Here is a 19,896-nt window from a genome sequence, read left to right as displayed (position 1 = left end):
GATCCTAGTGTACCGACGCCTAGTATTTTCAGGATCTTTCGTAAACTTTTGGCCATTGACGAGGGCAGATGCTGCAGGCGGATGGCTTTCAACTGGATTTGGCCGGTCGCCACACAGGCGCTAAAGCTACGAAGGTCAAGGGTCACAAGACTTCAATAGAACCCATTCGCACTCAGCAAGAAACTTCGCATCGAACCCATTGGTATAGGCTTAAAGATCGAATTCGCGAGAGAAAAATTTGCCGCCGTTGTCGAATCTCATCGCCCTCTGATAGCCGATCCGCCCAAAGACCCTGTCACAACGTCTTCACCCCGATGGCAGATCTGCGGATCGGCGGCAGGGCAGAGCACTCGCTGTCTATGGTTCAGTCCTTTTCAGTCGAATTCACATGATGCTTGAGGAACCACGAGTAGGCATCCTGCAGACCATCTTCGAGCGAGATCTGCGCTTCCCAACCCATCGCCTTCAGTCTTTGGACGTTCAGCAACTTTCTAGGAGCACCGTCGGGTTTTGTCGGATCTGTATCAATTTGGCCGTCAAATCCAACTACTTCAGCGACGAGTTTGGCTACGTCTAAAATGCTGATGTCCTCACCACAACCAACGTTCACATGGCTTAGCATCGGAGAAGTGTTCGCTTTGTATTTTGCAGTATCTAAGTTCAGAACGAATAAACTTGCGTCTGCCATATCATCCACGTGCAAAAACTCGCGTTTGGGACGACCGCTACCCCAAATGGTAACACGTTCAGCCCCGTGCATTTTTGCCTCGTGAAAGCGGCGGATCAAGGCGGGCAGTACGTGGCTGTTCTCAAGGTGAAAATTGTCACCTGGTCCGTAAAGGTTGGTCGGCATTACAGAGCGGTAGTCCACGCCATATTGCCTGTTGTAACTCTCACAAAGTTTAATTCCGGCAATTTTTGCAACAGCATAAGGCTCGTTGGTAGGCTCCAGAGTACCGGTCAGCAGTGCCTCTTCTGACATAGGCTGGTCGGCAAGGCGGGGATAGATGCAACTTGATCCCAGCTGCAACAAACGCTGTACTCCTGCATCAAATGCTTGATGTATAATGTTGCATTCAATCATCAGGTTTTCGTAGATAAAGTTGGCAGGATATGTGTTGTTCGCATGTATCCCGCCTACCTTTGCAGCAGCCAGAATAACATGGTCCGGACGCTCTTTTTGCATGAACGCACGAACAGCTGATTGGTCCGTCAAGTCCAACTGATCGCGGTTTCGAGTGACAAGCTCACACTCTCCGGTTGTCTGCAATTTTCGGACGATCGCAGAGCCAACCATCCCCCGATGACCGGCAACAAAAACCTTGGTCATTGCGATACCTTTTGCTGTGAAACACTGCTGGCTCTACAGTCAGAAACAACTCAAATCAATACTCAGTCGGATTCGCACTTCACAACTTTTCAAACAACGGGCGCGACAACGCCTCAGGTTGACAACAAAGCCCAAAAAGATGATACGCGCTTGGCTTACAACGCGTGTTGGGCCATTAAATCTATTGGCTGAACGCAGTGTCTAAATTGCATCCAGCGGGAGCGCATATGGCCAAGAAACCGTCAATTCTTTTGGTCGCATCCGCCCAAGGGATCCGTCACGACCATTTCATTCGGAAGTTGAATGTCTCTTACGACACGCACTTTCTGGAAACGCACCCTCTCTTCAAGGCGGGAGGAACAAATAAGGTCGTTGATGAAATTCAGCGAAGCATTCGTGAACACAACTGCGAGATCGTTTTTTTTGACGTTGACTTCGACCGAGCCGTTGACGCCTCGTTGATACGCGAAAGCGCAACAGCAGCACGCCTTCGAGTCATGGTTACGTTTGACGACCTTGTTCAGCACGATTTCAATCGGGTTACCGCTTCAGCATGCGACTTTGTACTTAGTTCAGATCCCATTTCTGTTCTAAAATACCTAGAGCGCGACATCCCAAGCTGTTTTTTGGCGTTGGAGGCGAGCAAGACGTTGCTTTTCGATCGTCAATTGGACCGCAACTATAACCTATTTCATTTTGGGCATATCACGAAGGCAGATCGCCAATCCTTTGTCGATGCTCTGGTCAAAGCAGATCTGCATGTGGACATGACGTCCCGCGAAGATGGGTTTCTGAGCTACGAGGATCTAACTAAGCTGATCGGGCGTTCAAAAATCGTCCTAAACTTTGCAAAGTCAGGCTCACCCGTTGACCAAAGCGGTGCACCGTATTTGTTACAGTTCAAGGGCCGCGTGATAGAAGCTGGATTATGCGGAACACTGTGTGTGTCCGAGTATACACCTGCACTGGAATTGCTGTTTCCGGATGGTGAGGTGCCGATGTTCAGGACAACCCAAGAACTGGTAGCATTGATCAGAAAGTACCAAGCCAACGAAAACCTACGCCAAGAGCATGCTTTGCGTTTGCAGCTGGCTTGCGCCAAGTTTGAGGACTCTGAGCAAATGCGCGAAATAACAGAGAAGCTGGCACATGCAAAAAGGCGAGAAAACGAGTTACTTTTGCCTAAGTCATACCAATTGGCGTCACTACTTGGCAGGCTGTCCAAGTACAGAACCCGACACTTTGGACTTGTGGTAAGTGAGGTGAAGTCGTTCCGCCGCCGTATGCACAATGTCGCGCCACAAAGTGAAATCATCACTGTACCTAAAGTAGGTTCAGTCGCATTTTCGTGGGCCGTCAATGTCATTAAAGAGAACTTTGGCAAGAAGCTGCGAAGACTGCGATTTTCGATTGAATCGAAATTCTGATTCATGCCAGTAAGTGGAAACAAATTCGGCAGGTAGCTTCAATGGATGTTCTTTTTGTAAACCCAAGCTCCGCAGCCAAGGCGTATCAGGATCTCGCAAAAACTTTCGCTGCGATTGAACCCCCGACCTGGGCGTTGCTATTGGCGCAATCGTGCCGGTCCCGCGGGAAAGATGTTGGTATTCTTGATGTTGACGCAGAACGTCTGGATATCGACGCCGCCACTCAACGCATCGCAGACAGCAAAGCGCGCCTGGTCGTAATGGTTGTTTATGGGCAAAATCCCAACTCCGGGACTACAGGAATGATCGGTGCCTACGCGCTGGCCGATGCGGTACGAGAGGCAGCAATTGACACAAAAATCTGTTTTGTGGGTTCGCACGTGTCAGCGCTCCCAAAAGAGGTTCTGGCCAAGGATTGTGTCGATATCGTTCTGCTGAACGAAGGTGTGTATGCGTTGCACGAATTGTCTGACAGCAACTTGTCCAGCGATTTAGCGACGATCAAGGGCATTGGATACAAGGAACGTGGGCCCGGCGGCGAAGCGAACTTGGTTTTGAATGCCCCACAGCGTGTGGTTCCGCTCGCCCTTATGGACAGCGACTTGCCAGGCTATGCCTGGGATCTTTTGCCGTATGACAAAAAGCCGTTGGATCTGTACCGCGCCCATTTTTGGCATGCTGATTTCGACCATGCAAAACGCACACCCTTTGCGGCGATCTACACATCTTTGGGATGCCAGTTTGCTTGCGATTTTTGCATGATCAACATTGTCAACCGCAACAACAACGATGATTTTATCAGCGCAGCCGACAGCAAGGGAATGCGGTTCTGGAGCCCGGATTGGGTTCTGCGGGAAATGGAAAAACTGGCGGAAATGGGGGTTCAGACCCTACGCATCAGCGATGAGATGTTTTTCCTGAATCGCAAGTATTACAAACCTTTGCTGGAAGGGATTATCGACAGAGGTCTCGACCTGAATATGTGGGCCTACTCACGGGTTGATACTGTCCGCGAAGACCAGCTGGCTTTGTTCAAGAAAGCGGGAATCAATTGGCTGGCGCTTGGCATTGAAGCTGGAAATCAGGATGTCCGGCAGGAGGTTTCAAAAGGTAGCTTCCGAGATGTAAACATTCGAGAGATATGTGATACCGTGCGCGAAGCGGACATCAAGATAATCTCAAACTACATATTCGGTTTTCCAGACGATACGCTTGAAACTATGCAGCAGACGCTGGATCTAGCGCTCGAGCTGAATACAGAAATGGCAAACATGTACCCCTGTCAGGCACTGCCAGGATCGCCTATGTATACTAATGCAGTTAAACGTGGTGAAGATCTTCCGACAACTGCGGAAGAGTTTGCATTTCTATCGTACGAATCGAAGCCTCTGCCGACAAAGACCTTGTCTTCTGCAGATGTGCTGCGGTTTCGGGACGAGGCATGGCAGACCTATTTCACCAATCCCAAGTACCTCGCGTTAGTCGAAGAGAGTTTTGGCAAGCAGGAGCGTCAGAACGTCGAGGAAATGTCCAAAGTGCGCCTGAAACGTAAGCTTTTGGGGGACTAAATGATCATCACGCGCACGCCTTTTAGAATTTCCTTTTTCGGAGGAGGCACGGACTATCCCGCTTGGTACCGCGAGCACGGCGGTGCGGTTCTTGCAACTGCGATTGACAAGTACTGTTACATCTCTTGCCGTCATTTGCCTCCCTTTTTTGACCACCGATTTCGGATCGTTTACTCGGCCATCGAAAACGTGCGGGAAATCAGCGAAATTGCGCATCCTGCAGTACGCGAGGTTTTGGCATGGGCAGGGGTTAACGAAGGGCTCGAAATACACCATGACGGTGACTTGCCGGCGCGGTCCGGGCTGGGCTCCAGTTCTTCGTTTACAGTTGGTTTGATACACGCCCTGCGTGCTTTGGAAGGTCGGTACAGTTCCAAACAAGAACTGGCTGAAAGTGCGATTCATGTAGAGCAAAACGTCATTAAGGAAGCAGTGGGGGCTCAGGATCAGACAACAGCTGCTTTTGGGGGCTTCAACAAAATCGAGTTTCACCGGGATGACAGCCTGACAGTCGCACCCTTGATCGCTCCGCCAGAGCGTTTGGCAAGCCTGAATGATCATTTGATCTTGTTTTACACAGGCAAATCTCGAATTGCTGCCGACATCGCAAAGTCTAAGATTGCGAACCTCAAAAAGAAGCAGGACAGTTTGTTCCGCATGCGCGAAATGGTCGATGAGGCCATCCAAATACTCGCATCAGACTCGACTCCAATAGAGGAATTCGGGAACTTGTTGCATGATAGCTGGCTGTTGAAGCGTGAGTTGTCGGACAGAGTATCTACCGAGGATATCGATACCGCGATGGAAGCCGCGCATGATGCTGGTGCGATCGGCGGTAAAATCCTAGGTGCAGGCGGCGGAGGTTTTTTACTGGTCTTCGCTCAACCGCAACACCACGCGGCAATTAAAGATCGACTGCGGGACTTTGTGCCCGTGCAATTCCGTTTCGACAACACCGGCAGCAAAGTCGTGGTTTATCAACCCAAAGGCTTTTGACGGACAGGAGACCTTATGGCAAACAGTCTATCCTTAGGTGACAATGCCCTTGTGGACAAAGCCGATTGGGTGTGGCGAGAGACCCTGGGAGTGTTTCGGGGCGCTCCCGAGGTACGCCTTGCATCGTCCCTGTCTTCTATCGAGATCTTTGTCGCTTTCTACTACGGGGGTGTATTGCGGTTTGCTCCTGACGAACCTCTTCACCCAGAGCGTGATCGGTGCGTGATTTCAAAAGGCCATGGTTCGATCTGCATGTATCCGATCCTGGCAGATCTGGGCTTCTTTCCCAAAGATGAGCTTGATCGCGTTTGTCGGGCTGGTGGAATTTTGGGTGGGATTCCGGATCCGGTTATCCCGGGATACGAAACCATGAACGGTTCCTTGGGGCATGGTTTAGGTGTGGCGACTGGAATGGCGTTGGCACTAAAAAGCAAGGGTGTCCAGCGGGACGTCTTTGTAGTGTGCGGAGACGGGGAACTTCACGAAGGCGCCAACTGGGAAGCGATCATGCTTGCTTCGCAACATGGCTTGGACAATCTGACGCTGATTGTCGACAACAATGCCACCTCAATGCTGGATTTCACCGACAATATCTTGTCCATGGCAAATTTGAATCCAAGGCTTTCTGCGTTCGATTTCGATGTAGATGAAGTTGATGGGCATGATGTGATCGCCGTTCGAAAAGCACTCATCAAAAAGAAGTCGCAAAAATCCGGCAAACCCAAAGCGCTCATAGCGCACACGATTAAGGGACGCGGAGTACCGGGGCTGGAGGGTGAACCCCTCAGCCATATTCTAAACCCAAAGCCTGAAACGGTTGATTCTCTTCTGGGAAAAGCAAAATGACCGAGAAACCGAGGGCTATGCGGGATGCACTGCTCGAACGCATCTGGCAAGCCATGGGCACGCAAGATGACATCTACTTTGTAACCGCAGATTTTGGTTCACCAGTTCTGGACAAGATACGAGCTGATCATCCAACACGTTTTATGAATGTTGGTGTCGCTGAACAGAACCTTATCAATGTTACGGCAGGGCTCGCGCTCGAGGGGTTCAAGGTGTTTTCTTACGCAATTGCACCGTTCATCACCATGCGCTGCTTGGAACAAGTGCGTGTCAGTCTTGCACTGCTGAGTGAAGTCAGGCCCATGAATGTCAATCTAATCGGTGTGGGTGCAGGCTATAGTTACGTAGTGTCTGGTCCTACTCACCAATGCTATGAAGACCTGACCGTCATGCGGGCGATGCCGAACATGCAGGTTTTATCCCCTGCGGATCACACAAGTTCTGCCGCTTTGTTTGATCGATGTATTCAAGGAAACGGAATAAAATACCTACGGCTGGATGCACAGGTTCTGCCTATCGTGGATGCGGACAGACCCTATGATCCAACTAAAGGGTTCAGGGTCCTCGGGGAAGGTACCGATATCGTTTTGGTTGCAACCGGATATATGGTCCACACGGCCCAAAAGGTGGCGCAAAATCTAAATGAGCAAGGGCGGTCCGTGGGCTTGATCGATCTGGTCGATTTTTCTGGCCTTGACGTGTCGGCGTTGAAGGAAATCCTAGAGCCTGCAAAAAGCGTCGCCACACTTGAAGAAGGCTTTCGCGCGCGCGGCGGTTTGGACGCGTTGATAGCAGATATCCTGCGCGAGAATTTACCTGGCAAACCACATCTCAACCTGGGCGTAACCGGCGGCTACAGATTTGAGCTTGGCACGCGTCAAGAATTGCATGAAGAGGTCGGTATAGGTGAACACTCCGTCCTGAACCAGATAAACGGCTTTTTGACGACGTGCTAATACGGACTGTCGATCCAGACAACTGCACATATCGAGAGAGAAAGACATGAAATTCCCACTAATGCGCAACAATTTCTCCCGCGAAGATCTGGATGCGGTCATTGAGCACCTTAAGGGAGATGATCCCATTCTGACCAATGGGGCCAACTGCCGGGAGTTCGAAAAAGAGTGGTCTGAGTGGCTAGGCGTCAAATACTCAGTCTTTGTGAACTCCGGGTCTTCGGCAAACATGATCAGCCTCGCGATCCTGAAGCAGCGCCACCCTGAGGGCGGCGAGGTGCTATTGCCGCCTCTAACCTGGGTTTCAGATGTTTCGGCCGTATTGGCTCATGGGTTCAAACCCGTTTTCGTGGATATCGATCCACGAACCCTTTCAATGGATCCAAAGCAGACACTGGACAAAATGACTGATGACACCCGTGCAGTATTCGTGACTCATTGCCAGGGTTTCAGCGGATTGGATGACACCGTTCTGCAAGAGTTGGAAGCACGCGGAATTCCGTTGATCGAAGATGTTTGTGAAAGCCACGGGGCGCGACACAACGGACAGCTTCTCGGCTCTTTTGGGTGGATGTCCAATTTTTCCTTTTATTATGCACATCACATGAGCACGATCGAAGGCGGAATGGTGTGCACCAACGATCCCGAGACATATCAGGCTGCAAGGATGTTCCGCTCCCACGGGATGGTGCGCGAACTGACAGATCCAGACATGAAAGCGCGATACGTAGCTGACAATCCGGAACTCAACCCCGACTTCATTTTCGCCGTTCCAGCCTACAATGCGCGCAACAATGAGTTGGGCGGCATTTTGGGGCGCTCGCAACTAAAGCGGTTGGATGCGAACAATGCGCGCAGAACCGAGAATTTTCTGCACTTTCTGGAGCGCATTGATCCAAACCTCTACCGAACTGATTTCGCTGTGGAAGGTTCCTCCAACTATGCGTTCAATCTGGTATTGAAACAGGCGGATATGGATCTGGCCGGACGTTTGATGGAAGCCATGCGAAACGCAGGCATCGAGTTCCGTCGTGGCAGTGCCGGCGGCGGAAACCAAATGCGTCAGCCTTATCTTCAGAACTTGGATATCGGTGATTATCGGGATTATCCTGAAGTTGAACATGTTCACTTCTTTGGCTTCTATATTGGGAACTTCCCGGACCTGAGCCTCGCAGAGGTAGATCAAATTTGTGATGTATTGAATGCAGTAAACTGATGCTTGTTCGCACAGCAGTTGTTTTGGCAGGAGGGCTTGGCACGCGATTGCGTTCGGCCGTGCCGGGCGTTCCAAAGCCACTTGCGCCCATTCGCGGCCGACCGTTTCTTGACCGGCTGCTGAGCCATTGGCGGCAAAAAGGTATCAATCACTTTGTTTTGTCCGTCGGCTACAAACACGAAATGATCCAGGAACGCTATCGCTCGCAATTTGAAGGTGCGGAAATCACCTACAATGTCGAACCAAGTTTGATGGGCACCGGCGGGGGGGTTCTACTAAGTGCACCTCAAGATCAGCAGCGGTTTCTGCTGCTCAATGGCGATACATATTTTGACGTCGATCTGCCTAAACTTGAAAGTGTGCACGAAGAAAACAATGCTTCCGTCACATTTTCTGTTTTTCGTTCGGATGATTCAGCGCGCTACATGGCGATCGAGTTGAGTGAAGACGGTCGGGTATCCGCGTTCGGAAGCGCCCCAAAGCATTCCAGTTTTCTTGTAAACGGTGGTGTCTATTTAATCGAAACTGCGGTTTTGGACCCCTTCTTTCCGGTTACGCAACCGGTTTCTCTGGAGGCCGAGATATTTCCGAGCCTTTTACAGAACAAGGCTCGACTATTCGGGCTCGAACAAAAAGGCAGATTCATCGATATCGGCGTACCAAAGGATTTTGAGTATGCTCAGACGTTCCTACCGGACGTGTCAGATGATCACTAGGCATCCAATCCGCGAAAACTTGAGTGCAGGAGTATATTGGCTTTTGTTGAAGGGCGAGACCAGAAAACTATGAGCTATTCAGACATCCTAAAGACGAATGCAACGGCCTCGGCAGAAGTTAAAACTGCGTACGTCGCGGACCTTGGCCAACTTGCCGAGTTTGAGACCGCCGCGAAGGTCCTTGTGGCACGATACAAGGCGGGTGGACGCTTATACATCGCTGGGAACGGTGGTTCGGCCGCAGATGCACAGCATCTGGCGGCAGAGTTTGTCAGTAAACTTGCTCGGGACCGGGCACCACTTCCGGCAGAAGCGATGACTACAGACAGCTCTATTCTGACTGCCATTGGAAATGACTACGGGTTTGAACAATTGTTTGCGCGCCAATTGCTCGGTAAAGCGCAAAAAAATGATGTTCTTCTGGCTATAACGACGTCGGGTACATCCCCAAACATCATCCAAGCTCTGAAGGCGGCGCGTGAAATCGGCATCGCCACTATTGCGTTTTTGGGTGGTGACGGTGGCGTCGCAAAAGAATTGGCAGACCACTCATTAATCGTGCCGAGCCGTGATACTGCGCGCATCCAGGAGATGCATATTGTTCTTGCTCATTCCTTGTGCCAATGCGTTGAACAAGAGCTCTTTGGGCCGTAGAGACGAGATAAGGGAAACTAACTGTGACACACAATATCCTAGTTACCGGCGGTGCCGGGTACATTGGTTCGACCTTGGTGCCAGAGCTTCTGGCAAAAGGCCATAAAGTGACTGTTCTGGATAATTTCATGTTTGGGCAATCCAGCCTAAATCACGCATGCCGTTATCCTGATTTTGATATCGTTAAAGGGGATATTCGTCTTGAAGAAACAGTCGCCCCATTGATCAAGAAGGCCGACGTAATCATTCCACTAGCGGCTTACGTGGGGGCCCCCCTGTGCAAACGTGATCCAATTGGCGCCCAAAGTGTTAACGTCGACGCGATCAACTTGATGCTCCAACTGGCATCAAAAGATCAGCGGATATTGATGCCGACAACCAACAGTGCCTACGGAACCGGTGACGAGAACAACTACTGCACCGAAGAAAGTCCGCTGCGGCCGATCTCCAAATATGCGATAGACAAAGTCGAAATCGAAAAACGCCTTATGGATCATCCAAATGCGATCAGTTTCCGGCTTGCGACTGTTTTTGGCATGTCGCCGAGGATGCGGCTCGACCTCTTGGTCAACGATTTTGCATATCGTGCGCTAAACGACCGTTTTATCGTTCTTTTTGAAAGTCACTTCAAACGAAACTATGTTCATGTGCGGGATGTAAGCCAAGTCTTCCAGCACGGAATTGCCAATTTCGATGCGATGAAGGGCGAAATCTTCAACGTTGGTTTGTCGAACGCCAATGTCTCCAAGTGGGAATTGTGCGAACGCATCAAAAAGCATGTGCCTGACTTTGTATTCATCGAAGCCGAAGTCGGCAAAGACCCGGATCAACGAAACTACATAGTTTCAAACGAAAAAATTGAAGCTTCGGGATTTAAGCCTGAGGTGTCTTTGGATGCAGGATTGGGAGAGCTTGTAAAAGGTTTGCGTATGATCAGCAAATCAGGGTTTGGGAACGTCTAGGTCATGACGGGCTCATCGCGCCCAGCCCTTTTCTTGGATCGTGACGGGGTGGTCAACGTAAACCACGGGTATGTACACAAGGCCGAAGATACGGATTTCATTGATGGAATTTTCGAACTTGTAAAGTGTGCGAACCACCTGGGTTACGCTGTTGTTGTGGCTACCAATCAAGCTGGAATTGGGCGCGGGTACTACTCGGAGGAGGTTTTTGAAGGCTACATGGCGTGGATGCGCGGCGTGTTTCTCAAGCGTGGAGCGAACATTGACGCCGTTTACTTCTGTCCTCACCACCCTGAACATGGAATAGGTCGATACAAGCGTGATTGCTTTTGCCGAAAACCAAACCCAGGCATGATCTTACAGGCTGCGGAAGATTTATCTCTCAGCCTGTCGCAGAGCGTGTTCGTGGGAGACAGTGAAAGCGATATGATCGCAGCTCATCGCGCCGGCATTCCGAATAGGTTCATGCTAACTCCTGACAGAGACCCGATCCCGACAGCAACCAAGTTTTTCGATAGGCATAGGTCGATCGAAACGGAGCTATCAAAGTTGCCGCTCACTTAGCGGATGGGGCTCTGTTGCAAGTTATCGGCAATTGACGCGCTCGCCCCAAGCGGGTGAATAACTATCGAAAATATCAAGTTTAAAGTCAGACCATGATCTAATTTGCAGGCGCGCAATACCCCAAGGACGTTATCCTGTTCGCTGTATTCTTCTACTTTCTATATGGTGTGTCATATCGTGATCTTGAAGAGATCATGGCCGAGCATGGCTTCGCGGTAGATCACACGACGCTGAACCACCGGGTAACAAAATACGCTAGTGCAATTGCCGAAGTAGCACGCAGGCGCAATGGATTGTGTGATCGCTCCTGGTGGATAGACGAGACCTACAGCAATGTGAAAGACGCGTGGGCTTGCCTCTATCGAGTCGTCGTCAAACACATGAAAACGCTAGATTTTATGCTTGTAAGCCGTCAGAATAAACCAGCTGCCAAAGCGCGTTTTTGTCATACAACTAAAAATTCGCAACAGAATCCCGATCGGTCATCATCAGTGCAAAGATGCCTTTGTCGCTCATCGCTTCCAGCGGTTTTATAGCGTCTTTTGCGGACACTACTCCCTGAATGCACCTCGCCAATGCAAACCTTTGCGATTGTGGAAGACAACTCCCCTCAACACCCGTCGATCATCGACACCGGGCTTGCCATGCAACTTTGGAAAGAAAGGTTCAAGGCGCGCCATCTGTGCGTCGCTCAACCAGAAAAGATCAGACATTTGCACCGCTCATTGTACGAAACGTGAATCGTGTCATCCGGCGGAATTCATTGCGTCCTGACCCTACAACGGAAAGCGGGCACATTGTGCTCTGACCTGAGCGAACTCTCTCCCTATGCCCGAAAGCTTGTTTGCGATCAGAATCTCAGCGAAAGGCATGACATGCCGCCATCCAACTTGGCGCAATCGGTGTTGTCGATTTGGACGACTTCATACCCAGCATTGTCCAATACATCTGCAGTACGCGGGAAACCGGCCGCCATGAGCACCAGATTGTTGAAACGTATTGCATTGGCGGCCGCTTCTTCACCGTCGGCAACATGCAGAACCCGGTAGCCTTCAAAACACCCGGACGCATCCAGGCGCTTGGTTGAAAGGATGGTTTCGGCATCCATCAGCGAACAATCGGTCTTGAAATGCAACACGCCTTCAGGCGTGAACACCTCGCGCAAAGCATAGTCCCACTCATTGGCGATTTCTGCCAGTTCGGCCACGCCTGCAGCATCAGTTCGATCCGAGCGGCCGACGAGGATTTCCTTTCCGGTCACCAAGATGTCGCCGCCTTCGACATGGCCCGGGCCTTTGATCTCGCGGACGTCGTCGTAACAGGCACGGATCGTCGACGAAATTTCTGCCACCTCACCCACGCGGGACGGCGCGCCAGGTCGCATCAGGATAGCACCTTGCGGCAGGCACAGCGCGGTGTCCTCGACGAACTGGGCGTCCGGGTAGGCTTCCAGCGGGTGTAGCTCAATAACTTCTGCTCCAGTGCTCCGCAGCGCGCTGACATAGGCCGAATGCGCAGCCAGCATACCCTGGAGGCTGGGATTGCCGATATCTTCGGCACGCAGGCCGTCTGCAATGGTCGAGGCAGGCTTGCGCGTTATGGCACGGGTAAATTCAAAGGTCGGGTTTCGCATGAGTCACTCCTGATCCGGGCGACGCCCGGCAGCATTAATTTCCAGAATAGAGGGGCCGTTTTGGGCGTCGGCGTCTCCCAGTGCAGCGGCAACAGCTGTTGGATCTTGGGGGACGCGTTTGTAGGGGATGCCAAACGAGGCAGCAGTGGCCGCAAAGTCAGGTGGGGTTGGGTCGCAACCGATCACCTCGACCCCCACGCCCTCCATGGACGTGGCGATTTCGCCATAGCCATGATTGTTCCAAAGAACAAAGGTAATGCGCAGGTTTTGGTCCACTGCGGCCATGATTTCGGGCAGTGAGAATTGGGCACCACCGTCTCCGGCGATGCAAATCACGGACGCTTCAGGGTCGGCAATCGCGGCACCGATGGCGGCCGGAATACCATAGCCAAGCGCCCCGTATCCGGTGGCCGCATTGAACCAACCACCGGGACGGTCGTGATCATAGTAGAGATTGCCCGCATAAATCGGCTGGGTGGAATCTCCGATCATGAGCGCATTCGGGACTGCGGCGCGCATGGCCGCGAGAATCCCGACGTGAGCGCGGTAGTCCGGCCCTATCTCTTCAAACGCCGCAGCGCGGGTTCTTTCAGCGCGGTCCATTCCGTCTCGCTGGTTGGATTTTCCGGGCAAGGCCGACAGCAAGGACGAAACAACCTGATCGGTGCGACCCTCTATGGCTATTGCGGCTTCGTGACGGGTCAGTTGATCCGGGCAAATATCCACGCGTATGAGCCCCGACATAGAGGCCATATCTCCGGTGGCATACATGTCATAGTCCGTAGCGCCCAACTCGGTCCCCAAAGCGAGGACGCAATCGGCTTCTTCGATCAATGTCCGGACAGATTTTAAACTCGGACTAGCGGGAATAGTCAGTGGGTGCCCATGCATCAGACCGCGCGCATTTACGGTTTGCACGACAGGCGCATCGAGACGCTCTGCCAGAGTTTGTAGATCTTCTCCGGTCGTTTTCGCTCCGCCACCCGCCAAGATGACGACTTTTCGCGCGGCTGACAGCCGGTCTGCGGCTTGTTGGATTAAGTCGCGGTCCAATGCCTGATGGGGATAGTCTTCTGACGTCAGGGCGCTTTCAGCGACGAGTCCCGCCACATCCAGCGGGATTTGGATATGGGTGGGGCCTGGTCGTCCAACGGAATAGGGTGCAAATGTGCGATCCAAAGCGGCACTCAGATCACTGGGCTGGTCCACATGTTCGGACACCAGCGCAACGGTCTTGGAAAGCGCATGTTGGTCGGGCAGTTCATGCAAGTGGCCAAGAAACTTGTTTAGTGTGCTCTTCTCGTTGACGCCGGAAACCACCAGCATCGGAACGGAATCCGCCCGGGCCTGCGCCATCGGCGTCAGCGTATTTGTCAGGCCGGGTCCTGTTATGACAAAGGCAACGCCCGGCTTGCCTGAAACACGCGCATAGCCGTCAGCCATAAAACCTGCGCCTTGCTCGTGCCTTGGGGTCACATGCTGAATGCCCGAGGCGGCAAGCCCGCGATAAAGCTCAACGGTGTGCACGCCGGGAATGCCGAACACGCAGGATACGCCCCGTTGCTTCAATTCGGCGACCAGTGCCTCGCCCACTGTTTGTTTGGTCATGCAACATTCCGTTTGCTGAGGTTTGCGTGGGCGACGATGCGGTCCAGCGCCGTCGCGAATTGGCTGTCGTCGATGGTGAGGGCGACCCGAACCCAGTCCTTGAGGCTTTCACCAAAGGCCGAGCCCGGCATCACTGAAACGCCATGCTCCAAAAGATCCCAAGCATAGGCGTCACCATCCATTCCAATGCCCGATACGTTGACCAGCGCAAACATGCCCGCATCCGGTTGGTGGACGGTCAGAGGCGTTTCACTATGAAGGCGGCGCTCCAGAACACGAGCGCGAGCCGCAAAACGAGACGCCATGCCTGCAGCGACCGAAGATCCGTGTCGCACAGCTTTTTCAGTCATGTCTGCGATAAAGGGCTGGTTGCCAAACAGCATCGTTTCCGAGACCGGTAGTAACGCAGTACAGAACGCGGCTGGGCCAACGCACCAACCGCTGCGGAAGCCAGGGGCTGCGTGAGATTTGGAAATCGACGACACGGCGATGACCCTATCGGCCAGGTCCGGGTCCGAAAGCGGAGATACAAATTCTGCTCCTTCAAACACCAGATGCTCGTACACTTCGTCCGAGATGATCCAGAGGTCGTGCTTGATCGCAAGTTCGCCAATTATCCGTACATCTTCAGCGGTCAGGATCGCGCCTGTCGGATTATGCGGAGTCGTCAGAAGTATAGCGCGGCTGCGCGGGGTGATGCGCTCGGCAATATCTTCGGCCTGCAACCGGAAACCGTTTTCAGGGCGGAGTGGCACCGGCACGGGTTCGGCTCCTGATGCGCGGATCACGCCCTCGTATGTGGCATACATCGGGTCACCGACCAACACTTCGGAACCGGCTTCGGCGACGCCTTGCATCACCGTATAAAGCGCGGTCTGTGTGCCGGGAAAACAGAGAATGTTCTCGGGCAAGAACTGCCGGCCGCGGCTTTTTGTATACGACTCTGCCAAGGCTGCGCAAAGCCCGGCCTCTCCGCGGCCGTTGGAATAGCCGGTACGGCCCGCCTGCAACGCCAAGGCAGCGGCGTCGCATAGCTCTTGTGGCGTTGGCACGTCCGGCTCGCCGATTGTCATTTCCACCAGATCAGCACCTGCCTCAACCATGGCGCGCGCCTTCAAGTGTACTTCCCACTTGCCACCACCCAATCCGGCCAGCCGGTCAGTAATTGCTGTCAATCTCATAGGGGCTCGCTCTCCTGCGTTAGATCCAAATCGATAATGGCAGAAACGGATTGCAGCCCGATTTCAACCAGTTCGCCCTGCTCAAAGGCATCGGGCAAGGCGCCGCCTTCCAGCCACAGACCGTCGATGACCGCGTTGCAAGCGATAGCCAGCTGGCGCAATTGGGCAGACGATGCCGAACGGTTCGCTTCTTTCAGCGAAGCCGCGATCAACCCTTCAAGCTGGTCCCGAAAATAGCCGTATGTTCGTTCGTGGGTCGCCTTCATTTGCTGGTCCTGCTGAACTTTGTTCAAAAAACTGGCCCAAAGAGCGATAGCACGGGGGTCGACAACCGGGGGCGTCAACGACGCCTTCACGAAAGCTGCCAACTTGGCTTGGGCGCTGGCTTCGACTTGGCTCGCGGGTGCGAATGTCTGATCTGTCATCGAGTTCATGTGGTGCTCATACGCCGCGACGATCAGCTCCTCCTTGGAGTTGAAATAATGACGGATGAGCCCCTGCGTAACATCTGCGCGGTCTGCGATTCCCCGCACTGTGGCGCCACGGACGCCCTGTTCTGCCACCAAATCAAGCGTCGCGAGAATCAGTGCGTGCTGTCTGGCTTCGGCCGACTCACGCTTAAATTTCTTGCGGTCTTCGCTCACGATTGGTCCTTTTTTGCGGATGCCGTAATTATACACTTGCATAATTACTATGCTCACGGCTTACTGCAATCAGAAAGTTGGGGTCAAAGAAAAATGGACACAGCCGCCGCTGACGCAGTCGCTGAACGACCGGATACGCGCCGAGAGGCGATCCGCGTTGAAGACTTGCATAAGTCTTTTGGAAATCTCGAGGTGCTAAAAGGCGTAGACCTCACTGCACATCAGGGCGATGTCGTAGCGATCATTGGTGGCTCGGGGTCTGGCAAGTCGACCATGCTGCGATGCATCAATTTCCTTGAAACGCCGACCTCCGGCAAAATCGTAATCGGAGGCGAGGAAGTGGCCATGCGGGCGGATGGCAGCCCGGCCAGCCAAAAGCAGATAGAGCGCATTCGGACAAAGCTGGCGATGGTGTTCCAACAGTTCAACCTGTGGACCCACCGCACTCTGCTGGAGAATGTGATCGAGGTTCCGGTACATGTTTTGAAGGTGCCAAAATCCGAGGCGATCGGACGCGCGCGCGAATTGCTGATCAGGGTTGGCCTGGGCGGCAAAGAGGACACCTTCCCAGCATATCTATCCGGGGGCCAACAGCAGAGGGCCGCTATTGCTCGGGCACTGGCGGTTGATCCTTCCGCCATGCTCTTTGACGAGCCAACATCCGCACTGGATCCAGAACTCGTGGGCGAAGTGCTGACGGTAATCCGTGATCTGGCTGCCGAAGGGCGAACCATGTTATTGGTTACTCATGAGATGAAGTTCGCGCGCGAAGTGGCGAACCATGTCGTCTACCTCTACCAGGGGCGCATTGAAGAGCAGGGACCACCTGCCGACCTCTTTGGAAATCCACAATCAGAACGGCTGAAGCAATTCCTCAGATCCGTCGGATAGCATCAAAACACCAAATAAAACCAACCGGGAGACTCCTAATGAAACTGAAAGCACTTCTGACTGCAGCAACAGCCGCAGCCGTTCTAACTGCAGGCGCGGCCGCAGCTGAACAAGTTAAGATCGGTATCGCCGCAGAACCCTATCCCCCATTTGCGTCACCAGACAGCTCGGGCAATTGGGTCGGATGGGAGATCGAGGTGATCAATGCCGTCTGCGCCGCAGCCGAGCTTGACTGTGTAATCACCCCTGTCGCCTGGGACGGTATCATTCCGTCGCTGACCGGCCAGCAGATCGACGCGATCATGGCGTCGATGTCGATCACCGAAGAGCGTCTGAAAACCATCGACTTCAGTGATGCGTATTACAACACACCCGCAGTGATTGTGGCGGACAAGTCGATGGACATCGAACCCACCGCAGAGTCCCTTGCTGGCAAGATCATCGGGATCCAAGCCTCGACCATCCACCAGGCCTATGCGCAGGAGTACTTCAAGGATTCAGAGCTGAAAGTCTATCAGACTCAGGATGAGGCCAACCAAGACCTTTTCGCGGGTCGCATCGATGCTACTCAGGCGGACAGCATTGCCATGGCGGATTTTGTGAATTCGGAAAATGGCAGCTGTTGCGAGATCAAAGGCGCTGTCGCGGATGATCCGGCAATCTTGGGCCGTGGCGTCGGTGCCGGTGTGCGCAAGGGTGACACCGAACTTCTTGAAGCGCTAAACAAAGGGATCGCTGCGATCTTGGCGGATGGGACCCACGAGAAAATCACCTCGGGTTATTTCACCACCAGCATCTACTAAGGCGTTGCTGTGACCGGACTGTTAGAGACACTGGGCCTTGGCACCAGCATGGAGTTGCTGTCGCTGTCTAGTTGGGGTGGCAACCTGTTGCGCGGGCTTGCCAATTCCCTGCAAATCGCCTTCGGCGCATTTGGAATGGGGCTGGTTATCGGGCTGTTCGGGGCCTACGGAAAACTCTACGGCGGGAAGGTCACGCGTGACCTTCTTGCCATCTACACAACAGTGATCAGGGCTGTACCCGAATTGGTGCTGATCCTGATCCTGTATTATGTCGGCAGTGATATCATCAACAAGATCTCTGAAGCGGTCGGAGGCGGCCGGGTTGAGATCAACGGTGTAGCCGCCGGTATTTGGGTGCTGGGCGTTGTACAAGGGGCCTATGCCACCGAGGTTCTGCGAGGTGCCATAAAGGCGGTGCCCGTCGGGCAGATCGAGGCGGCGAAGTCCTATGGAATGCCCGCTTTCATGATCATGCGTCGGGTGACCATACCGGCAATGATGGGATTTGCGGTGCCCGGGCTGGCCAATCTGTGGCTTATCGCCACCAAAGACACGGCCTTGCTTGCTGTCGTCGGGTTCAGTGAGTTGACGCTGGAAACACGCCAAGCGGCTAGCAGTACCCGTGCTTATTTCACCTTCTTTTTGGCTGCAGGTTTCTTGTACCTTATGGTGACCCTTTTCTCAGGGGTCGTTTTTGCCCGCATCGAGAAATGGGCGCGGCGTGGTCAACCTTCGTTGAAGGGTGGCTCGGCATGATCACTGTAAAAGCTCTTATGCAACCGCACCGTATCGTCATGATGTTGCTGTTTGCAGCATTGGTGATCTGGTGTGCGTTCTCGTTGCGTTGGGATTGGATTCCAAAATATGCCCCTTTGGCGTTGCAAGGTCTCTGGACCACAATCTGGCTCTTGGTGGTCACAACCGTATTAGGCTTTCTAATGGCTGTGCCTCTAGGATTGGCGCAGGCAGTGGGTCCGTGGTACTTGGCTACGCCCGCCCGGGTTTTCTGCACGATTATTCGAGGCACACCGCTGTTGTTGCAGATCTGGTTGCTATACTACGGGCTTGGTTCGTTATTTCCGCAGTTTCCCTGGATACGGTCGTCTGAGCTTTGGCCTTACCTGCGTCAGGCTTGGCCCTACGCCGTCCTGGCACTGACACTGTCCTTTGCGGGATATGAAGGCGAGGTCATGCGAGGCGCGTTTTCCGGTGTGGCAAAAGGCCAGCTGGAGGCAGCAAAGTCTTTCGGGATGCCACGTTTCACGATGTTCCGCCGGATCTGGCTACCCCAAGCCGTACGCAATGTTCTACCTACCTTGGGCGGAGAAACCATCTTGCAGCTCAAAGCAACGCCACTCGTAGCAACGATCACAGTGGTCGAGATATATGCGGTTTCGTCCCGGGTTCGAGCAGACACATTTGTGGTCTACGAGCCCCTGTTGTTGTTGGCTTTGGTTTACATGGCCATCGCCGGTTTAATTGCCTTGGCCTTCCGACGATTTGAGGGAGTTTGAGGCTTTGACAGCAATGCTTACGTATGGTCGATAGGTACATTTGCTCAGAGCATTCAAGCTCGGCTTTCTCGGCCCCATCTATCTATCCCCAAGAGTCTGGGCCTTCGCCTTTTGGCCACGGTCTTCACGCTGTTGCCACGCTCGGGGTTCAACTCCGCGTTCGAAGCCTGCGATGGCTGTATTGTTGCTCGGATCGCGGGCGTTGTACTGGCGCAGCAGTTAAGTTTCTGTCCGGAAAGTCTCCTTGGTTTTGCTGCACAGATCTGAGCCGGTTGAGTTGTTTCAGCAATCGTTTGTGAATCAGGTGACGAGCTCAGCGGACTGCTGCAACAGGCAGAGTCCGGTCGTGATTTAACCCTGGCGGATCAAGTGCGCCACTTTATTTCC

The 19,896-nt window shown here is 53.1% G+C and carries 19 protein-coding genes and 2 pseudogenes; 15 read left to right on the top strand and 6 right to left on the bottom strand.

All coding sequences use genetic code 11. From position 1 onward, the window contains the following. Positions 1-364: 364 nt before the first annotated feature. Positions 365-1,330, bottom strand: coding sequence for a GDP-L-fucose synthase (gene fcl, locus ACR0I8_RS20410; protein WP_480703564.1), 966 nt, complete (start codon positions 1,328-1,330; stop codon positions 365-367). 227 nt (positions 1,331-1,557) lie between these two features. Here fcl and ACR0I8_RS20405 point away from each other — a divergent pair, with 227 nt between their 5' ends. From ACR0I8_RS20405 to ACR0I8_RS20355, 11 genes and pseudogenes are all read left to right on the top strand, one after another. Then, positions 1,558-2,757 (top strand): glycosyltransferase, encoded by a 1,200-nt coding sequence (locus ACR0I8_RS20405; RefSeq protein WP_170692594.1) that lies wholly within the window; start codon positions 1,558-1,560, stop codon positions 2,755-2,757. A gap of 41 nt (positions 2,758-2,798) precedes the next feature. Then, positions 2,799-4,325 (top strand): B12-binding domain-containing radical SAM protein, encoded by a 1,527-nt coding sequence (locus ACR0I8_RS20400; RefSeq protein ID WP_170692592.1) that lies wholly within the window; start codon positions 2,799-2,801, stop codon positions 4,323-4,325. After that, the gene (locus ACR0I8_RS20395; protein WP_170692589.1) at positions 4,326-5,321 is read left to right on the top strand and encodes a GHMP family kinase ATP-binding protein; all 996 of its coding nucleotides are present in this window, start codon (positions 4,326-4,328) and stop codon (positions 5,319-5,321) included. Between the two features lie 15 nt (positions 5,322-5,336). Next, entirely contained in the window at positions 5,337-6,167 is an 831-nt protein-coding gene (locus ACR0I8_RS20390; RefSeq protein ID WP_170692586.1) for a transketolase, read from the top strand. Further along, a complete protein-coding gene (locus ACR0I8_RS20385; RefSeq protein WP_170692583.1) occupies positions 6,164-7,123 on the top strand; it encodes a transketolase C-terminal domain-containing protein in 960 nt (319 codons plus the stop codon). The genes ACR0I8_RS20390 and ACR0I8_RS20385 overlap by 4 nt, the downstream gene beginning before the upstream one ends. Positions 7,124-7,169: 46 nt before the next feature. Continuing rightward, entirely contained in the window at positions 7,170-8,339 is a 1,170-nt protein-coding gene (locus ACR0I8_RS20380; protein ID WP_480703561.1) for a DegT/DnrJ/EryC1/StrS family aminotransferase, read from the top strand. Further along, positions 8,339-9,055 (top strand): sugar phosphate nucleotidyltransferase, encoded by a 717-nt coding sequence (locus tag ACR0I8_RS20375; RefSeq protein WP_170692580.1) that lies wholly within the window; start codon positions 8,339-8,341, stop codon positions 9,053-9,055. The genes ACR0I8_RS20380 and ACR0I8_RS20375 overlap by 1 nt, the downstream gene beginning before the upstream one ends. A 69-nt stretch (positions 9,056-9,124) precedes the next feature. Next, entirely contained in the window at positions 9,125-9,709 is a 585-nt protein-coding gene (locus ACR0I8_RS20370) for a D-sedoheptulose 7-phosphate isomerase (protein ID WP_170692577.1), read from the top strand. Positions 9,710-9,732: 23 nt separating this feature from the next. After that, complete coding sequence (locus ACR0I8_RS20365; protein ID WP_170692575.1) at positions 9,733-10,671, top strand: NAD-dependent epimerase/dehydratase; 939 nt, start codon at positions 9,733-9,735, stop codon at positions 10,669-10,671. A gap of 3 nt (positions 10,672-10,674) precedes the next feature. Beyond that, complete coding sequence (locus ACR0I8_RS20360; RefSeq protein ID WP_170692572.1) at positions 10,675-11,235, top strand: HAD family hydrolase; 561 nt, start codon at positions 10,675-10,677, stop codon at positions 11,233-11,235. 131 nt (positions 11,236-11,366) lie between these two features. Continuing rightward, a pseudogene (locus ACR0I8_RS20355) lies at positions 11,367-11,673 on the top strand (DDE-type integrase/transposase/recombinase); the annotation flags it as partial. 95 nt (positions 11,674-11,768) lie between these two features. On the opposite strand, the pseudogene ACR0I8_RS20350 reads toward ACR0I8_RS20355, so the two are convergent. The 5 genes and pseudogenes from ACR0I8_RS20350 to ACR0I8_RS20330 all read right to left on the bottom strand — a co-directional run. After that, positions 11,769-11,948 (bottom strand): annotated as a pseudogene (locus tag ACR0I8_RS20350) (transposase); the annotation flags it as partial. Positions 11,949-12,085: 137 nt separating this feature from the next. After that, positions 12,086-12,868: an arginine deiminase family protein gene (locus ACR0I8_RS20345; protein ID WP_170692569.1), complete on the bottom strand. Its 783-nt coding sequence runs from the start codon at positions 12,866-12,868 to the stop codon at positions 12,086-12,088. A gap of 3 nt (positions 12,869-12,871) precedes the next feature. Further along, positions 12,872-14,476, bottom strand: coding sequence for a 5-guanidino-2-oxopentanoate decarboxylase (locus tag ACR0I8_RS20340; RefSeq protein ID WP_170692566.1), 1,605 nt, complete (start codon positions 14,474-14,476; stop codon positions 12,872-12,874). After that, entirely contained in the window at positions 14,473-15,657 is a 1,185-nt protein-coding gene (locus tag ACR0I8_RS20335; RefSeq protein WP_480703559.1) for a pyridoxal phosphate-dependent aminotransferase, read from the bottom strand. The genes ACR0I8_RS20340 and ACR0I8_RS20335 overlap by 4 nt, the downstream gene beginning before the upstream one ends. After that, positions 15,654-16,301, bottom strand: a complete 648-nt coding sequence (locus ACR0I8_RS20330) for a TetR/AcrR family transcriptional regulator (RefSeq protein WP_480703557.1) — start codon at positions 16,299-16,301, stop codon at positions 15,654-15,656. The genes ACR0I8_RS20335 and ACR0I8_RS20330 overlap by 4 nt, the downstream gene beginning before the upstream one ends. A gap of 93 nt (positions 16,302-16,394) precedes the next feature. Here ACR0I8_RS20330 and ACR0I8_RS20325 point away from each other — a divergent pair, with 93 nt between their 5' ends. Genes ACR0I8_RS20325 through ACR0I8_RS20310 form a run of 4 tightly spaced genes read left to right on the top strand, consistent with a single transcriptional unit; the run spans position 16,395 to position 19,509 of the window. Further along, positions 16,395-17,192, top strand: a complete 798-nt coding sequence (locus ACR0I8_RS20325; protein ID WP_170692558.1) for an ATP-binding cassette domain-containing protein — start codon at positions 16,395-16,397, stop codon at positions 17,190-17,192. A gap of 38 nt (positions 17,193-17,230) precedes the next feature. Then, complete coding sequence (locus tag ACR0I8_RS20320) at positions 17,231-17,995, top strand: transporter substrate-binding domain-containing protein (RefSeq protein WP_170552214.1); 765 nt, start codon at positions 17,231-17,233, stop codon at positions 17,993-17,995. Positions 17,996-18,004: 9 nt separating this feature from the next. Then, positions 18,005-18,751 carry an ABC transporter permease subunit gene (locus ACR0I8_RS20315; RefSeq protein ID WP_170552217.1) on the top strand — a complete coding sequence of 249 codons (747 nt, stop codon included), beginning with the start codon at positions 18,005-18,007 and terminating at the stop codon, positions 18,749-18,751. Next, positions 18,748-19,509, top strand: a complete 762-nt coding sequence (locus tag ACR0I8_RS20310; RefSeq protein ID WP_170660777.1) for an ABC transporter permease — start codon at positions 18,748-18,750, stop codon at positions 19,507-19,509. Before ACR0I8_RS20315 ends, ACR0I8_RS20310 begins: the two co-directional genes overlap by 4 nt. Positions 19,510-19,896: the final 387 nt, after the last annotated feature.

The sequence above is a fragment of the Ruegeria sp. BG9 genome, assembly GCF_056538305.1.
The sequence above is the reverse complement of the archived record's forward strand: the minus strand, read 5'-3'. Positions and strand labels throughout refer to the sequence as shown.